A 12,969-nucleotide genomic window follows, 5' to 3' on the forward strand; every position below is an offset into this window, starting at 1 on the left:
GCCGCCCGAGGGCGACGAGAAGCTCGTGATCAATCGATCGCCTGAAAGATCTCCGCGGCTTCAGTGTGGTCGGCCGAATAGGCGTAGAGGCGGGCGTAGCCTTCCGAGAGCTGCGCGGATTGATACTGGAAGGACAGATGCGAGAACGCAAAAAGCGTGGCGATAATCCCGGCAGCCTCCGCCGAGACTTCTCCCACGAACCCGGTGATTTCGCCGGTAATCCGGAACCGCGTTTTGGTTCTCGGAGCAAGAAACAGCGGCTTGCCCTCATGCTCGTAGAAATTCCAGAACCCGCCGCGGTAGTCGAGAGGGCTCAGTTGCTCCATGAGGCTGTAAACAGCGTTCTCGCCGATGATCCGTAGCGAGCGCCCGAACAGCGTGGGCAGAAATTCCAGGCGGCGATCGTCGGAGACGATGGAGGCGGTTTGGGGTGTGAGTTCGGATATCGACATCGATCTTTCTCCAGAGAGGAAACAGGATTCTGACCGGGCACCCTCTCTCCACCGCCCGAGTCGCCCCTCTCCCCGGCCCTACTCTTCCCTTTTGGCTGACCGCAGCCGCCCCGTCCTTCCGGTGCGCGCAAGGACGGTCGGTTGGGTTTGAAACTCGGAGTGGTCCGACACGACTTAATCTGGATGGAGGCGACGGTAGGCCGCCCGGATTGCTGCCATTGCCGCATGAAACTCGGCGTTGCTCACAGCATCGGAGAGGTCCATCGCGGTTGCGACGGACGCACAAGCCGATTGGATCTCCGCATCGCTCACCGATGCCGGTGAAAGGCCATCGAAGTCTCGGTCGACCCCAAGGACGGCAACGATCGCGCTGCGCACGCGCTCTTCCTCTAAACGTGCGAGGATATGACAAGGCTTCGGCGCATCGGCAGGCTCGGTGGGATCGGGCGCGTAAGCGAGGATAGCCTCCCCCCGCGCTATCGCCCAGGACGATTTCGCAAGCCATTCGCCCGATGGGGATCGCGCCGCTTGGACGTCATGGAACAGCATCTTCAGCAGACCGAGCAGGATTTCGAAGTGGTGAGCCCGGCGCTGGACCGCTTCATCAAACTGCGAGGGTATTGTGATCGGCGATCCGGCATAGGCGGTGTTCTCACCATCCCAAATGCCGGTCACATGGATCTCGCCTGAGGAATCGTAGTCTTTCTTCAGGGACTCCCAGTTGTCGTCGTCAAGGGCCGCCTTGCAGGCAGCCTCAGGCGAGTCGGCGATATAGGTCGCGTGCCGAAATATGGGCAAGGTGTATGTTGTTTCAATCGTGTAGGCGGGCATGACGGTGCTCCTGAAACAGAGAAGCCCGGCGCAGGGGCCGGGCTTTTGTGAGTGAATATCTGGGGGCCTTATTCGGCGGCTTCGAGGCGCTCACCCTCGGTCGAGCCGGTAGCCGCTCCCTCGGTTTCCTCATCAACCGTCAGGAAGGCCGGAAGATCGAAGTCGGCGGCCTGAGTGCTATCGCCTTCGACACCCGCGTCGACGAGCACCGCATCGGCCTCTGCCTCCACGGCGATCTGATCGACCGGGAGCCGCAGCACTTCAGGGAGCCATCCACTGCCTTCGAGCAGCCGGGCGGCCTCACGCGCCATGTCGGGCTTTTTGAGATGATCGATAAGTTGCGCCGACTGCTCGCCCTTCGCTTCGCGGACCGCCTGCAGGATATGAACCTTGGTGACGCGGCCGAGATAGTTGTCGACTGTCGGCGTCCAACCGGCCGCGACCATGCCAAATCCGAGCGAATGGGCAAGCTGCATGGCGTGAGCCGTTTCCTTTGTCCGCCGGTTCCACGCCTGGACGGTTGTGTTCACTGAAAGCGAGACGCAATGGGCAAAGAGAGCCATGCGGCTATCCTGGTCGAGCGCGATCAGGTAGTTCCAGACCTCGTCGGCGTTGCCGGGAAGGTCATAGCCCCAGGATTCCTGCCGTTGTTCGATCTCCTTTGCCCAGATCGTATCGCCGAGCCCCTGCGTCTGGCTGAACGCGGTGTGCTGGAGCGTGATCTCCAGGCACGAGCCCGCTCCGTATCGGTAGAAGATTTTGAGCACCGCGACATGCAGGGCGGCGACGAAGGCGATCACCGGGTCATTGGCTAAAGCATTGCGCAGCGCAACGGTGCGGGCGGCCGTTAGATCCTCGATGACGCGATCGGAAAGCGGTCGAACCTTGCCGTCGTCCTCCTCCGGTTCCTCGATGCCGACAGCCTTGCCGTTGACCGAGATGCCGCCATTCGCGGAAGTCGTAGCAGTGAGAGTCTCGCCTTGACCATCACCGTCGCCATAATCGGCATCACCGGTTTGTGGCGCTGCGACAGGTTCGTCTTCAGGCCGGACGAAACCGCGTTCGATCTTCGGCTCGCCATTGGCACCAAGCGAGATGAAGGCGCCGCCGCGGGCGACGTCCTGGCTGTCGAAGACATAGGGCCGGTCGTTCAGTGTATCCAGTGCGTTGCCGAGTTCCTCAAGTCGCGCCTCGGTCTCCTCGGAATAGCTCTCCGCCTCGGCATACTCCGCATCGAGCTTGTCGTATTCCGCCTTCAGCGCATCATGCCGCGCAAGCTCTTCCTCGCTGTATTCGACCCGCTCGCCGTAGAAGCGGCGAAGACCCGAGGTGTGACCGTAGGGGAAATCGAAGGCGGCTTCGACCCATTTCCAGCCCTCTTCGGCCTTCAGCGCTTCGGCCTCGGCGGTCAGCTTTTCGAGGACGAGCTGCTCGAGCAGCGCCGGATCCTGTAGCCACCCGCCATTGTCCTGCTCGAACAGGTCACGCATAACGACACCGCCGGCCGCTTCATAGACGTCGATGCCGACATAAACGGCGCGACGATCGGAGGCTCGGACAGCGGTTTCCGTCAACATCCGCCGGATATAATAGGCGTCCTGGTTATGCGACCGCGAGATCGTGTCCCAAACCTGTTCCTGGCGAACGTGATCATTGGTGATGGAGAACGCCATCACCTGGCCGAGCTTCATCTCGTCATTGGCGTAGACCTCGAGGAGACGCGGCGAGACTGAGGCCAGGCGCAAACGCTGCTTAACCGTGGCGACCGACATATGGAAGCGGGCGGCAATCTCTTCCTCGTCCAGGCCCCGCTCGCGAAGGGTCATGATGGCGCGGAACTCGTCCAGCGGGTGCAGATCGACGCGGCTGACGTTTTCGGCAAGCGAATCCTCGACTTCGAGGGTGTCGCCCTTGCTGACGATGCAGGGGATCGCCGCCGTCTTCGACAGTTTTTTCTGGTTCACCAGCAGCTCCAGAGCGCGGTAACGGCGACCACCCGCCGGGATCCGGTAGATACCCGTCTCGTTGCCGTCGCCATCGACTTCAGCCCGGACATTGAGGCTGGTCAGCAGTCCGCGATGAGCGATATCCTCGGCAAGCTCCTCGATCGAGATCCCCGCCTTGGTTTTACGAACGTTCTGCTGGCTGAGAACCAGCTCGTTAAAGGGAATGTCGCGCCCGGCGTTGAGCGTAATTTTCTGGATGGCCTGTGCCATGTCGTTTCTCCGTGGCGGGCCGGCCGGAGCCTCTCTCCGACAACCTCAATCCGCCACAAACCCTCCTTCCCCCTTTTCCTCCAACCACACCCACCGCCCTCACCGCTCCCGGCCGCATGTACCGTGTCGCCAGCGGCTAACCCCTTTTCCTCCGCCGCTATCCGCCCCGCTCAAGGGCAAATGCTTCTGTCGGCACCATGGTGCGACAGAAAATTGAGGACAAATTCAATGGGATGTCGTAGTCTGACCTTGGAGCGGTACGCGCTGCTCTGGGGCGTCGAAACCCCTGTATCCAATGGTTGGGTCTACCCAAAAGACCCCCTCCTTGACCTTCAGCGTCGGGGAGCCTGTGGCGTATGTCCAGGTTCTCGAACTAAAGGCTACAGGGCTGTGGATACACGGTTTCGAACTCCCCGCGGCCGGGGGTCAATGAGTATTGAACGGCGGGGGCGTACCGCCAGCAATGCTCAAGGAGAAATCGTTGGAAAACCCGCGCTCTTTCACTTTCTACACCTACTCGGTTGCCGGAATCCCTCCAGAGGAACGATGGAAGCCGACGGGCATTGCGGATGTCTTTTTTGACAGTCTTGAGGAAGCCCGCAGTGCGGTGAGCGCTCTGCGCGAGGACGTTGTGGCTGACCCTGAGATGGAATGGGCGACGACGGTTCTCGAGAGGATGGAGACGGTTCCTTTGGATCGGGCGGCTGTCCTGGCTTTGCTAAATCATGGCCCCGGAGGCGTGGTCGCGCGGTGTGAGATCATCGAGAAGTTTGGCCCGAAGGCGGAGCATGGGGTCGAGTAGTCGGGTATGACGCTTCTTTTGGAGAATTCGACACCAGCGCGCGCCTTAGAAAAATCGGGCGGAGCTCAATCTTCCGATGCCCCTGTGAACAGCACTTCCGCTAACCGGAATGTACCATTCTCTCGCTTGCACTGCGCCACAACATCAATGCCCGACTTTAGCATCGTGAGAATGTCAGCGCGATCAATGCCGGCTCCGCCGTCTGACTCCTTTACTAGGAGCGCTAACTGCTCGAAGGCAAGTTCCGCTGAATTGGCATGAACAGTCGTTATCGAACCGGGATGGCCGGAATTGACATTGCGGATGTAATAGAACGCGGTTCCGTCGCGAAGCTCCTGTAGCAAGATGCGGTCTGGCCGCATACGAAGACATGACTCCAGCAACTCACGCGGCCCCATACGGGAAAGTCCTTGTCTGCCTTTTGAGTAGAATAGCCGCACATGATTTGGCTGCGGGATCACCAGCTCAGGCGTGTCTTCGATCGAGATGATCCTCTCGGCTTCGGGAATATGTTTGATGAGCGCCTTCGAAAGGGTGGTTTTGGCGGAACCCGTTGCGCCGGAGATGATGATGTTCTTGCGGGCGATGACTGCTTGGCGCAGGAAATCCTTGAACCGGCCGGCACGGTAGATTTTGGTGAGTTCCGCATCCTGTGAGGATGAAGCACGAGACGCTGCGCGGGTACTCTCAAAGAACCCGTTTGCCTCCAGGTCGTCGAGGCTGAAAGCCACCGATGAAGGCTTTCGAATTGTAATGCTGACCGTGTCCTTCAGTGTGGCCGGGGGGATGACAATCTGGATCCGCTCGTCGCCTGGAAGCGTTGCCGACAGGATTGGGCGGGCCTCATCGATTGACTGATGAGAAAAACTGGCGACGGCCCGGGCGAGGCGCATGAGCTTTTCAAAGGTCAGTTCCGGTTTATCATGGGTCCGCCAACCGCCTGAACCTTCTGTCAGTACCTGCCCGGGCCGATTCACGATCACTTCATAAAGGGACGGGTCTTGAAGATATGGCGAAAACGGCTTCAAGAGTTCGCTTACAACAGCCGAATCCTGTCCCTCAGACATTGCCTATCCTACTTCGTCACGACCGTCGAGCGCGGCGAAAAATCGCCCAGCACGGCGCGGTCGAATATGCGGTTCCTCGGTTCGGTTACCCGCAGACGATAGATTCCGGAAAAGTCGAGATCGCGAGCGACAAAGATCGAAACCTGTTCGCCCTGATGCTTGTTCAGCGTCGGCGGGACGTTGATGGATTGTTCGACAGCGATAGCGGCCGCCTGTTGGCCGGCGCTCGTTGTGTTCTGTGCATCGACATCGCTATCCTGCAACTGGCTGCTGGCATAGCTGGTCGCGTCACCAACAATCGAAAGCAAAAGAGCACTGCCGAAGCGCTCCCACCAATGGGTGTCGACGTAGCCATCGACGCCGGCTCGTCCAACGGCATCGGTCGCTGGAGACGCAAGAGTGACGATGACGCCGTTCGGTGTTTTTGCCCGGTTCCAGAGAACGAAGAGACGTTTTTGTCCGCGCTGGAGCCCGCCCCGATATTCCCCGACGACCTGCGTGCCCTTTTCCATCAGCACGACGCGCCCGTTGTCGGAAAGAACATCGCGGTTAACAACACAACTGGTAAAACCGGGTTGATCGGACGCCAGCGCCGTTTCGAGCACGCAAGGTATCGAAGTCCCCATTGCCACGATGAAGTCCCGATTGCCGAGCGTGCCCGCGCGCGACCCCTCGAGCCGGGTTGGCCGCAGGAGACCGTCAAAACGCTGCTGTTCGCTGTTCTGCTGGTTTTGTGTCATCATACCGTTGTCGAGCGGCACGAAATTGCTGTCAGGCGAATTTGAATTGTCGGCCTCCCGTCGATCTTTGGTGTTTCTCTGGCCGCTGCTGAAGGCCATCACAGGGGCGCGGCGGGCGGAATCGAGCAATTTATCCTGTTCTTCCACGACCGGTTCGACGAGGGGCGTCGGTAACTTCACTTCCGGGACGACCTGAACCGGCTCAGCCTTTTCCTTGGCGGCCTCAAACGGATTTGTCTGGCGAATAACCACGCGTTCAGGCTGGATATTGTCATCCTTTGCCTTCTTCCCCGTTGTCGACCAAAGGGCGAAGCCGACAAACGCAACGATCGCAATCGCGACCGCGCCGCGTTTCAAAAGGGGGTTGTTGTCGATCCGCCGGCCGGTGACTGTTTCCGCACGCTCTCCGGGAATGCGCGTTTCATCTTCTTGAGCCATGCATGTCGCTCCCTATTGCGCGTTGTCACTTTTCACGACGCGCTCTACCGAGGGAGACGTCGTGTTGGTATCGGGATTGATGCCGACACGGTCGTAGGCCTCGTTGAACACGCAAAGCACGTCCTTGCCACGACGCAGGATGAACTTGCGGCTGATCGCGTGCACCATGACGAGATTGCCGTCGACGGATTTCGGAACCAGGCTTTCCGACCCGTCCGAGTTTTCCATATAGATTGCGGGCATTTCCTGATTGCCGACGAAGGCGAACGTTGTGATCTTGCCATTGTCATAGACGCTTTGCGGCTCCAGCGCCTGAGAGCCTTGGGCAGAATAGCGCCAGTTTCGAGGACCATACGCTTCGTGAAGGGCCAGCACATTGTCGGCGTCCTTCGCCTGAGCCGCGAGGGCCCTAGATGCCGCCTGCTGCCGGCGAAACGCAGCTTCATCTTCGGGGTATCTGAACTTCACGTAGAAGTAAGTGTTTTGCCCGGCTTCGACAGAACCGTCTCGCACTGTCAATTCCATCTGATAGCTTCGCGTCGAGCCATCCCGGCGCGTCGTCACCACGGAAATATTCGTCACCGGCTGGTTCTCGCGCGGTTTCAGGAACAGGATGTTGCCAGCCGGCGCAACTTCCCAGGCGACGCTGTTGCCGAGCGCCACATGGGCGATTTCCTCGTCAGAGGCAAACTCGACCTGTACGGATGATCGCAGGGTGCCGACGACCCTCGTGATGTTGTACGGCTGATAGTTCACGAACCGGACACGACTGTCCTGCGAGGCGCCTCGTGGAATCTCGAGCGCAAATACTGACGACATGGAAACTGATAGGGCGAAAGCGACGATTGGCACGTTACGCATCATCTTACCTCCTCCGGATCTGCTCGATATTCACTGACGGCAAAACCGAGGGGGTTCACGAGCCGGTCTGTCGATGACATCGGGGCGTTGACATACGAGAAGGTCAACGTCGCAACCCAATGGGTCGTTCGAACGTCGTCTCCGCGCGTCGTGGTCCGCATGTAGCGCACGGAGACGACATTCTGATTGATGAGGGAGATCGACGCGATATCGATCCTCGCCGTGGCAGTTCGGCCGTAGATGTTTTGAGGCGATTCCGGGTTGCTGCCCCGATACAGGGCTGCAAAGCGCGTCTGTTCCGGTTGGGTCGAAAGAAGGGCGATCGTGCGGAAGTTTTCTTGTGCCTCGCTCCAGACATAACCCTCGCGGGCGCGCACATATTTGGCGGCGAAGTATTTCGTCACCGCCTCGTCATAGGTGCCGGCCGTCGCCGTCAAAGCCGAAACGACATCGACAATGCCCGTCGAATTGTCGACGCGCACCACAAACGGTTCAACCGTCTTGAGGGGAGTGAGACCCGCAATGGCAAAGACGGATACGCTGGCGATAATGCCGGAGGCGATCGCGATCGACCAGGCGATCCTGTTCGAACGTTCGATTTGGGTCAGTCGGTCCTGATCGAAACGACGTGCCTTGTCAAAATAACTCTTGAGATTATCTGCCGTCACCATGCCTCATCCCTCACAATGGCGATAAGAACCGTCGACGTCCAGGTGCGCGAAGGCCGCGGGCTCCCTCGCCACCTCAGCAAAAGGTGTCACGGACGCGGAGGAGCTTGTGTTCGGTTGTAGGTCTTTCCGTTTGCTGTCTCCCTGCCATTCCCACATCGAACGATTCAGGGGGCGGCGTGAATAGCCATCGCACTTCGGTAACGGATAGGTCAGTGTCGCGCAGCCGCCGAGCGTGGCAGCGAGAACGAGCAACAGGGCAGGCTTCATCATTCAGGCAGGCCTTTTCTTATTGTCTTGTGCGGATGTCATGCGCCGGCATTTCTTGATCCGAACGCGCGGCCAGCAACGCGAGCCCCGCGACCAATCATCCGGCCGGTATATGATGTTCCCCGAGCCAGCATGCCTTCGTGCGCATCTCGGGCAGCGCCATAGCCGTAAGCCAGCGACGCACCACCGGAGGCCAAGGCTGACGCAATGCTTGGAAGCTGGTAGAAAACATAAACGGCGGCGATGCCGATGGCGCAGAGCGCGATCGGTCTCATGAGAACGTCGCTGTAGCTATCGATCGCGGTAAAGGTCGAGTCGATGCAGGAAATCAGCAGCGAGCCGACCGCGACGACGAGAACCTGCAGGATCACGAAATTCGCAAGCTGCCCGATCCAGGACTCGGTGAAGCGCCGTGTCGACTGAAACATGGCGAGTGCTATGAAGATCGGCCCGATCGCCAACACGATTGCTAGGGCCAACCGTGCATAGAGAGAAACGACGTAACCGATCCCTGCAACGAGAAAGCTGACCCCGATGACCATCATGCCACCGACGCCGGTGACGATGTCAACCGGCCAGGAGGCGCGCGACCAGATATCGGTCGCCGAAGCTTGTCCCTTGTCCAGCAGGCTGTCGAACGTGCTGGCGCTCGGCGCCGCCCCCGAATTCAGGGCCTGCGCAATCTCCCGGGGCAGTACATCGAAGAAGATGTTGGTGACATAGGTCTGATATTCACCGGCGTTCTTGACCAGCATGACGATGATTGCGAGCTTTATCGCGCGATAGGCAAAGTCGAGGATGGGCTCCTGCACGGACCCACGGAGAACCAGGTAGCCATAGAGCACGACGTAAAGTGTGACGGCGGCCGTCAACGGTCCCGTCACCCATTCGGCGATGTTTGAGGTCCCGTCCGAGACGAATGTCTCCAGCGGTTGCTTGAACTGTCCATCGATGAATTCGAACACCTGGTACATCGGATCAACCTCCCAGCGCTTTGCGCATATTCTGAAGGCGAAGCCTGCCGTCTGCCGCTTCCGCATTCCGGCAGTTGGGCGTGTTGCGCAACTCGCCCGGATTGTCACGGCACTGAGAGATCGTACGGGCCAGTAGCTCGGCGTCGGCTACGAACTCGTCTACGGTGTAAGTTCGCTCAGACTCTTGCGAGCAGCCAGCCAGCAGCGCCAGCGAGACGAAAATCGCAGCCCTCCTCACTGCAGTGCCGCCTTCATTGCGTCCATGCGTTGGCGCCAATCCTCTGATTTCCGTTGTTCATCGACCTGGCTCTGTGCCTGCTGCACCATCCGCAACCCTTCCATCCGCAGCACGTCGGTCTGAAGGAACGCCTGTTCGGCCTGTAGCCGCGCCTGCAAGTCTGCGATGTCCTTGGAGTCGCTCGCCGACGATATCTTTTCGCGCAGTTGATCGATCCCATCGATGCGCTTGGTCGCAGCATCGTAGATCTGCTGACCCAGGCTCATCTGACCCGCATTCTGGCTCTGAACACGCGACAATTCCTTGGCGTAAAAATCGTCGGCACTGGTGCGGTAGGTCGAGTTACTGTCCAGGAATTTTGAGGCGGAATCACCAAATACGCCGGTGCCATTGCCTTTGAAGAGGCCCTCGATGGCAGCGAAATCGGACGGAAGCGCCTTGCGGATCGCCGGATCGTTGAGCACGCTGGCGACATCCGCCATGTCGGTCAGCTTGTTGAGCGAACCATAGAGCTGCTGTGCCTTCTCGATCTGCGTGTTCAGCGCATCAAGTTGTGACTTGAGCTGCGCGATGCTTTCGATCTGCTTGGCGATAGCGGCCTGGTCGTTAACCGGAATCCCTTGGGCCCCCGCAACTTGGGCAGAAAGGATAAGCACTGTCGCGAGCATCGCGCCCTTTAGTCGATAGGAAGCCATCAGCTTGCACTCCTTCGCTGTTGGAAAATGGGAAGCCAATCCTTGACGTCATTCCCCACCTCCGCGCGGATCGCGTCGAGGAGTTCGACATTGGCGGTTCGACCGGAAAGGATGGCGAGTTCCTCGTCAAAACCGTTGAGGTCGAGTTCGGCGACGACGCTGTTATGTCCCTGCTTCAACACGAACCTTCGGCTTTCGACGGAAAGCTCACGGGCAATCAATTCGTACTCCCGCTCCGTGAGCTTGAAACCGTCGACGTAGTCGGCATGGCTGCCGCGCGAGTTAGGGAGGAAGATCTGTGTCGGGCATTGCTCGATGATGGTGTGGGCGATCGGCGAGATCAGCGCGTCGCGTGGGCTTTGCGTCGCAAACAGCATCAGGCCGTTCTGCTTGCGGATGGTCTTCAGCTTGTTCTGTGCAAGATCACGGAACCCTTCGTCCTGAAGCGCCTTCCAGAATTCGTCGATGACGATGATGATCCGACGGCCATCAATCAGCTGTTCGACGCGGTGGAACAGATAAGCCATCAATGGCGTGCGGATTTCTTCATTGTCGAGGAAATCGGTCATATCGTAGCCAATGAACTTGGCCGAGCCGCCGAAATCGCCAAAGCCGATATCCTCGATGACATTGTCGAAGACCCAGCCAAGCGGCCCTCCCCTCTCCCACCGGCGGAGCCGGGCGGCGACCCCTTCCGGGTCGGTGTTGTTGAGAAAGGTCCTCAATGCCCCGATCGTGCGGCGGTCCACGGGCAGGTCGGCAAGGCCGTCGATCGCGCCGGCAATGTCACGCAGTTCTGTGACCGTCAGTTCTCGCGTCCCGGATCCCACCAGTTTTCCGACCCAACGCGCCAGAAAGACTTTATTCTCTGGCGTGAGATCGAGGGCTTTGAGGGGAGCGCAGCCGGTCGGAACACCGTTCTTCAGGGGGAGGTAGGTGCCGCCGGCAGCGCGCACATAGAGGTCCGCGCCGCGATCCTTGTCGAAGAACACCACATGCGGATCATGCTTCTCGAGCTGTGACAGCATGAAATTCACGATCACGGTCTTGCCGGCACCCGATGGGCCGCACATGAAGGTGTTGCCGAGATCACCGTAGTGAAGATTGAAGTAGTAGGGTGACCCCGAGGCCGTCTTGAGCAGAGCGACGGCAGGGCCCCATTCATTGCCGTCCTTCTGTCCGATCGGATAGGAGTGAAACGGCGACAACGCCGCGAAGTTCTTCGAAGTGATGGCGCCAGATCGCGCCCGGTAACGGAAATTGCCCGGCAGCTGCGCCCACCAGGCAGCCTCGAGACCAAGATCCTCTCTCGCCACGACGGCGCCACCATTGGTCAGGCTCGCGCGAGCCTTTGCGAGATTGTCCGTCAGTTCTTTCACTGTCGACGCGAAAACGGTGAGTGTCAGATGATGCTCGCCGATCGCGAACCGGTTGGACTCCAGGTCGTCCATGGCTTCGTCGAGTTCATCGATCTGCGACGCCGCCTTGTCGCCGCTGCTGACCATCTGGTTCTGCTTTCTCCCCATGATGACACGAGCGTCCGCCTTCGACACGAAGGAGAAAGATTGGGAAAGCATCAGTTCAAACGGACTGGTCAGCACGCCGTCCAGCATGCCGGTCCTGGTGCGGGCCGGGTATTCCTTGAAGCTCAGCATGCCAGCGAAGCGGGTTGCCGCCTCATGCCGAATTTCGATGGTCTCGCGTCCGATGATGACGCGGTCGGAGTAAATCGCCGATGCGATGCGACCTTCGGTGAGCGGCACTCGCTCACGCCTTCCGCCGACAATCTGATGCAAGACCTCGCTCGGCTCGGAGAACAGCATGCTGTCCTGTTCGTAGATGGAAAGCACGCGCGGTTCGAAACGCTTCAGGCCAGCGGTGACATCGAGGACCTTGTCCTGAAGTTGTTTGAGGGCTTCTTCGTCAAGCTCGAAGCCACCGTGCTTTGCACGCCGGAGGCGTGAGAGCAGTTTAGCCGCCTTATCGGCCGGGTCGCGGGCTGGTGACCAAAGGACGGTCAGATAAAGATCGTTGCGAAACAGATCTTCACCAACCATGCGCTTGCGGTATTTATCATTCAGCGCAGCTGAGAATGGCGTTGCGAATGTCCCATCCGGATAGTCGCGGTCCCTGGGGCGGATCATGTGCGTCCAGAGGGCAAGCCGCTCGTCGGCGATGTTTCGGTAAAGCGTGTTGAGATCCCGATGGAGCGCGTTGAGGTCAAGGACATCAGCGGTTTCGAACGACACGCCTTCGAGGGCGATCATGACCATCATTGACCGGGAATCGAGTGCGATGGTCGTCTCATCGATGTGCCGAACGTAGGGAATGAAAGCCTCGGGGGAGAGCTCGCGGGATCTGAGGGTAGCGATACTAGGCAAGTCCAATATCCCTTTCATCAAAGCGGCGGGCTAGTCTGAGAGGCGACAATGTTGCTCCGCCCCAATAGGCGTTGTTACGCGATCGGCCGCGCGTCTCGACCCAGGCGAGCAGGATGCGGAACATGTTGTGATCGTGCTTCACCAGGGCGCGGAAGATGAGGTGGAAAACGACGCCGACAGCCAAGTAGGCGATCGACCCGGCGACGATGTAGAGGATCGTCGTGAGCATGATGTTGAAGCCCATCGCTTCCATCGTCACGCCGGCGATCATTGCAGGCCGCGTGCATGCGATGAACAGCGTGTCTTCTTCGAGAACCGCTCCCTTGCCCGACATCT

The 12,969-nt window shown here is 59.3% G+C and carries 14 protein-coding genes; 1 reads left to right on the top strand and 13 read right to left on the bottom strand.

Going from position 1 to position 12,969, the window contains the following annotated elements:
- Positions 1-29: 29 nt before the first annotated feature.
- The 3 genes from EM858_RS17370 to EM858_RS17380 form a co-directional block, all read right to left on the bottom strand.
- Positions 30-452, bottom strand: a complete 423-nt coding sequence (locus EM858_RS17370; RefSeq protein ID WP_127757415.1) for an antirestriction protein — start codon at positions 450-452, stop codon at positions 30-32.
- 174 nt (positions 453-626) lie between these two features.
- Positions 627-1,283 (bottom strand): hypothetical protein, encoded by a 657-nt coding sequence (locus tag EM858_RS17375; RefSeq protein ID WP_127757416.1) that lies wholly within the window; start codon positions 1,281-1,283, stop codon positions 627-629.
- 68 nt (positions 1,284-1,351) lie between these two features.
- The gene (locus tag EM858_RS17380; protein ID WP_127757417.1) at positions 1,352-3,499 is read right to left on the bottom strand and encodes a ParB/RepB/Spo0J family partition protein; all 2,148 of its coding nucleotides are present in this window, start codon (positions 3,497-3,499) and stop codon (positions 1,352-1,354) included.
- Positions 3,500-3,980: 481 nt separating this feature from the next.
- Here EM858_RS17380 and EM858_RS17385 point away from each other — a divergent pair, with 481 nt between their 5' ends.
- Positions 3,981-4,301, top strand: coding sequence for a hypothetical protein (locus tag EM858_RS17385; protein WP_245483015.1), 321 nt, complete (start codon positions 3,981-3,983; stop codon positions 4,299-4,301).
- A 65-nt stretch (positions 4,302-4,366) separates the two neighbouring features.
- Here EM858_RS17385 and virB11 read toward each other — a convergent pair whose 3' ends face one another.
- Genes virB11 through EM858_RS17435 form a run of 10 tightly spaced genes read right to left on the bottom strand, consistent with a single transcriptional unit; the run spans position 4,367 to position 12,967 of the window.
- Positions 4,367-5,368 carry a P-type DNA transfer ATPase VirB11 gene (virB11, locus tag EM858_RS17390; RefSeq protein WP_127757419.1) on the bottom strand — a complete coding sequence of 334 codons (1,002 nt, stop codon included), beginning with the start codon at positions 5,366-5,368 and terminating at the stop codon, positions 4,367-4,369.
- Between the two features lie 8 nt (positions 5,369-5,376).
- The gene (virB10, locus tag EM858_RS17395) at positions 5,377-6,546 is read right to left on the bottom strand and encodes a type IV secretion system protein VirB10 (RefSeq protein WP_127757420.1); all 1,170 of its coding nucleotides are present in this window, start codon (positions 6,544-6,546) and stop codon (positions 5,377-5,379) included.
- Positions 6,547-6,558: 12 nt separating this feature from the next.
- Positions 6,559-7,407 carry a P-type conjugative transfer protein VirB9 gene (gene virB9 / locus EM858_RS17400; protein WP_127757467.1) on the bottom strand — a complete coding sequence of 283 codons (849 nt, stop codon included), beginning with the start codon at positions 7,405-7,407 and terminating at the stop codon, positions 6,559-6,561.
- On the bottom strand, positions 7,407-8,078 hold the full coding sequence (locus tag EM858_RS17405) for a virB8 family protein (RefSeq protein WP_127757421.1): 672 nt from the start codon (positions 8,076-8,078) through the stop codon (positions 7,407-7,409). The genes virB9 and EM858_RS17405 overlap by 1 nt, the downstream gene beginning before the upstream one ends.
- Before the next feature lie 3 nt (positions 8,079-8,081).
- Positions 8,082-8,348: a hypothetical protein gene (locus EM858_RS27440; protein ID WP_127757422.1), complete on the bottom strand. Its 267-nt coding sequence runs from the start codon at positions 8,346-8,348 to the stop codon at positions 8,082-8,084.
- A 35-nt stretch (positions 8,349-8,383) separates the two neighbouring features.
- On the bottom strand, positions 8,384-9,319 hold the full coding sequence (locus tag EM858_RS17415) for a type IV secretion system protein (RefSeq protein WP_127757423.1): 936 nt from the start codon (positions 9,317-9,319) through the stop codon (positions 8,384-8,386).
- 4 nt (positions 9,320-9,323) lie between these two features.
- Entirely contained in the window at positions 9,324-9,557 is a 234-nt protein-coding gene (locus EM858_RS17420; protein ID WP_127757468.1) for an EexN family lipoprotein, read from the bottom strand.
- A complete protein-coding gene (gene virB5 / locus EM858_RS17425) occupies positions 9,554-10,252 on the bottom strand; it encodes a P-type DNA transfer protein VirB5 (protein WP_127757424.1) in 699 nt (232 codons plus the stop codon). Before virB5 ends, EM858_RS17420 begins: the two co-directional genes overlap by 4 nt.
- The gene (locus EM858_RS17430) at positions 10,252-12,651 is read right to left on the bottom strand and encodes a VirB4 family type IV secretion system protein (protein WP_205649554.1); all 2,400 of its coding nucleotides are present in this window, start codon (positions 12,649-12,651) and stop codon (positions 10,252-10,254) included. Before EM858_RS17430 ends, virB5 begins: the two co-directional genes overlap by 1 nt.
- The gene (locus EM858_RS17435; protein WP_127757426.1) at positions 12,626-12,967 is read right to left on the bottom strand and encodes a type IV secretion system protein VirB3; all 342 of its coding nucleotides are present in this window, start codon (positions 12,965-12,967) and stop codon (positions 12,626-12,628) included. Before EM858_RS17435 ends, EM858_RS17430 begins: the two co-directional genes overlap by 26 nt.
- Positions 12,968-12,969: the final 2 nt, after the last annotated feature.

Origin of the sequence: Agrobacterium sp. CNPSo 2736 (assembly GCF_004005385.1) — a bacterium.
GTDB lineage: Bacteria > Pseudomonadota > Alphaproteobacteria > Rhizobiales > Rhizobiaceae > Agrobacterium > Agrobacterium leguminum.

What these genes read in the sequence shown, in the direction of transcription:
- EM858_RS17370 (WP_127757415.1), bottom strand. Translation starts at nt 452, where the DNA reads ATGTCGATATCCGAACTCACACCCCAAACCGCCTCCATCGTCTCCGAC.
- EM858_RS17375 (WP_127757416.1), bottom strand. Translation starts at nt 1,283, where the DNA reads ATGCCCGCCTACACGATTGAAACAACATACACCTTGCCCATATTTCGG.
- EM858_RS17380 (WP_127757417.1), bottom strand. Translation starts at nt 3,499, where the DNA reads ATGGCACAGGCCATCCAGAAAATTACGCTCAACGCCGGGCGCGACATT.
- virB11 (WP_127757419.1), bottom strand. Translation starts at nt 5,368, where the DNA reads ATGTCTGAGGGACAGGATTCGGCTGTTGTAAGCGAACTCTTGAAGCCG.
- virB10 (WP_127757420.1), bottom strand. Translation starts at nt 6,546, where the DNA reads ATGGCTCAAGAAGATGAAACGCGCATTCCCGGAGAGCGTGCGGAAACA.
- virB9 (WP_127757467.1), bottom strand. Translation starts at nt 7,407, where the DNA reads ATGCGTAACGTGCCAATCGTCGCTTTCGCCCTATCAGTTTCCATGTCG.
- EM858_RS17405 (WP_127757421.1), bottom strand. Translation starts at nt 8,078, where the DNA reads ATGGTGACGGCAGATAATCTCAAGAGTTATTTTGACAAGGCACGTCGT.
- EM858_RS27440 (WP_127757422.1), bottom strand. Translation starts at nt 8,348, where the DNA reads ATGATGAAGCCTGCCCTGTTGCTCGTTCTCGCTGCCACGCTCGGCGGC.
- EM858_RS17415 (WP_127757423.1), bottom strand. Translation starts at nt 9,319, where the DNA reads ATGTACCAGGTGTTCGAATTCATCGATGGACAGTTCAAGCAACCGCTG.
- virB5 (WP_127757424.1), bottom strand. Translation starts at nt 10,252, where the DNA reads ATGGCTTCCTATCGACTAAAGGGCGCGATGCTCGCGACAGTGCTTATC.
- EM858_RS17430 (WP_205649554.1), bottom strand. Translation starts at nt 12,651, where the DNA reads ATGAAAGGGATATTGGACTTGCCTAGTATCGCTACCCTCAGATCCCGC.
- EM858_RS17435 (WP_127757426.1), bottom strand. Translation starts at nt 12,967, where the DNA reads ATGTCGGGCAAGGGAGCGGTTCTCGAAGAAGACACGCTGTTCATCGCA.